Genomic DNA, 2,920 nt, shown 5'->3' on the forward strand with positions numbered 1-2,920 from the left:
ATGATGACAATAAGTTATGACTTAGAAACTAATCAACAACTAAAGCTTATGCTTGTAGCTAAGTGAAATCATTGATTAAGAGACCTGTACTTTTCAATAACTTTTTCAGCAAACCCTATCTATTGCCTATTGCCTCTTTTGCCTTTTGCCTACCCTAACCAAGAACTTAATTTTGTTCAATTACTTATATGCCAGAATTGCCAGAAGTAGAAACGGTGCGTCGCGGGTTAAATCAAGTTACCCAGGGCAAAAAAATTATCGGTGGGGAAGTATTATTACAGCGTACCCTAGCCTATCCTAATTGCGAGGCAACTTTTCTGCAAGGAATTGCTCAGACCACGATTACCAATTGGCAGCGCCGAGGCAAATATCTCCTCGCCAATTTAGATAATGGTAGCAGTATCGGGGTTCATCTGCGTATGACCGGACAATTGCTGTGGGTAAAAGATACCACTCCCCTCCCGATTCATACGCGCTTACGCTTCTTTTTTGCCAATCAGCAAGAATTGCGCTTTGTCGATACCCGCACTTTCGGGAAAATTTGGTGGATTGCCGCCGATAAAACCCCAGAAACTGTGATTACCGGTCTCAAAAAACTGGGACTAGAACCCTTTGATCGCAATTTTACCGCCGATTACCTCTATAGTCACTGTCAAAAAAGTCGTCGTCCGATTAAAACTTTTCTCCTCGATCAAAATGTAGTCGCAGGAATTGGCAATATCTACGCAGATGAAGTTCTTTTTAAAAGTGGCATCCATCCCCAAACTGCCGCTAATCTCTTGAAAATTGAGCAAATAGACTTATTGACAAAAAACATTATTTCTGTATTAGAAACGGCGATCGCTGAAGGCGGAACCAGTTTTAGCGATTTTCTCCACGTTACGGGAGTTAATGGCAATTATGGGGCGATGGCCTGGGTTTACGGTCGTAATGGCGAAAATTGTCGCCTTTGCGGTGCAACTATTGCCAGAATTAAATTAAGTGGGCGCTCGGCTCATTTTTGTCCCCAGTGTCAAGTCTCAAGGGGAGAAGGGAGAAAAAGCTGATCACTGATTAGGGGCTGTGGCTTGAATTTTGTTATTTTCGTCGGCTAGGGTCTGAATCTCCTGTCTGTAAGCAAAAGGAGCGCGACTGAGAGCATCTTGAAAGAGGGGTTGAGCCTCTTGATTTTTGCCCTGTTCTTTTAGTACGATCGCTGTCGCTAAAATTGGTCGGAAATCGTTAACATCCATCTGTTGAGCTTGTTTATAGGCTTTTAAAGCTTCCGGATAATTTTGCTGATCGAAATAGATTTTGCCTAAAAGTAACTGAACGGAAACGATATCGATTAAACTAGCAGGATTATTGGGATCGGAAGCAGCTTTTAAAGCGCGATCAATCGTGTCTTTGACCAGACTAATCGCCTCGATCGGGCGGTTTTGGCTAAGAAATAAATTAGTTAATCCAGTTAAGGCCCGCAGCTCTTGGGGATGGGAGGCTAAAAGGGCGCGATAACTGCCTGTGGCTCCTGCATAGTCCTCTATTTGCTGTTTCGCTTCCGCCAAAAGTAGCAGATAATCGGATTGTTGGGGGTTAAGTTGCGCTAATTTTTCTAAAGGTTCGATCGCTTGCCTTAAATCGCCCTGCTGTAAGCGAGTATCTAATAATCCCCGCAAAGCCGTCTGATTATCGGGTTCGCGCTCTAAAACCATCTGATAACCCAGTGCTTGACTGGCTAATTCCTCTTGTTTGACTGCGGACAGATGACTCTGGCCCGAGTGCCGCTCACTCTGGAGAATAGAAGTCAATAGCGGCATAATCGAGAAAGACAGCAAAGCAAATAACATCAGGACGAGACCGATGGACAGCCAACGACGGTTAGAGAGAGAGGCTTTCATAGACTGGGGTGCGAGGGGACAGACAGGAAAATGTTATGGAAATCTGGAGATTTGATCAGGGGATCGATCGAATTGGCCGCTCTTTATCTCAAATGTCGGGGTGAAGACCCGAAGCGCTTAGTGCGACGGGATGAAACCCCAGCCAATATAAAACAGCACTTCGACACATTTCGACAGGCTCAATGTAAAGGCTCAATGTAAAGGCTCAGTGACACGAAGCAAGATTAAAAATAAGCGTCCAGTCTCCTGACAAAATCTCGAATAACTTCTTCTTTTAAGGGTCTTGACCTACTCAGGCCAAATAGCTACTATATGAGTATAGCGGATAGGGTAATCAACCGCTCTAAAAACCCATGTAGTCTAACCACTATGCTATCTGCACCTTGACAATTAAAGATATAGGGTTCTACTCAATAGTTCTAGTTTCTCAACTGTGAGTAGGTAAAATCTTTACAGGAACTAGACAAAGCAGTATTTGAAGCTAACGTTTCAATTCAAGCAAATTTTGTACCCCCCCTTGCTCCCCCGATGTCGGAGGGGTTGGGGGGGGACTATCGTAGGGCATACGAAAAGTAATGCTTGGGGAGAGAACCACCTCTGGGTTGGATAACGCAAGGTATCTAGTTTAAGTGGACTCGTTGAACCAAGAATCCCTCGCTTTTAGCGACGGGAGTGTCAATGAGTACAATGGGCAGACAGTCAAGACTCAAAAGGGTTTTGACAAGGTTGACAGTCAAAAGATCATCGAAAATTTTGGGTCTGAAACCCCGTCGTTCTACGACGGCTTTACTGTTAAATATTAACACATTTACGGAATATATGCTAAAATGCTCCCCATGGAAAAAGCCTACTCGTTTCGATTTTACCCAACACCAGAACAAGAGTCGCTATTGCGGCGCACTTTGGGCTGTGTAAGATTAGTTTACAATAAAGCTCTCCATCTCAGAACACAAGCATGGTACGAAAAGCAACAAAGAGTAGGATATACTGAAACTTCTTCAATGCTAACCGAGTGGAAAAAGCAAGAAGAATTAGACTTTCTC

Annotated in this window: 4 protein-coding genes; 3 read left to right on the forward strand and 1 reads right to left on the reverse strand. The window is 43.8% G+C overall.

Annotated features, from left to right (window positions below; all coding sequences use genetic code 11):
- Positions 1-188 precede the first annotated feature (188 nt).
- Positions 189-1,046 carry a DNA-formamidopyrimidine glycosylase gene (locus tag EWV84_RS15380; protein WP_287078707.1) on the forward strand — a complete coding sequence of 286 codons (858 nt, stop codon included), beginning with the start codon at positions 189-191 and terminating at the stop codon, positions 1,044-1,046.
- Here EWV84_RS15380 and EWV84_RS15385 read toward each other — a convergent pair whose 3' ends face one another.
- A complete protein-coding gene (locus EWV84_RS15385; protein ID WP_286824012.1) occupies positions 1,047-1,877 on the reverse strand; it encodes a tetratricopeptide repeat protein in 831 nt (276 codons plus the stop codon).
- A 30-nt stretch (positions 1,878-1,907) separates the two neighbouring features.
- Between EWV84_RS15385 and EWV84_RS15390 the strand changes: the two genes are divergently transcribed.
- Both EWV84_RS15390 and EWV84_RS15395 read left to right on the forward strand, forming a co-directional pair.
- A complete protein-coding gene (locus EWV84_RS15390; protein WP_287078708.1) occupies positions 1,908-2,078 on the forward strand; it encodes a hypothetical protein in 171 nt (56 codons plus the stop codon).
- Between the two features lie 635 nt (positions 2,079-2,713).
- Positions 2,714-2,920: helix-turn-helix domain-containing protein (locus tag EWV84_RS15395; protein ID WP_287078709.1), on the forward strand; the 207-nt coding region annotated here is incomplete at its 3' end.

Origin of the sequence: Microcystis sp. M_QC_C_20170808_M3Col (assembly GCF_007095505.1) — a bacterium.
GTDB lineage: Bacteria > Cyanobacteriota > Cyanobacteriia > Cyanobacteriales > Microcystaceae > Microcystis.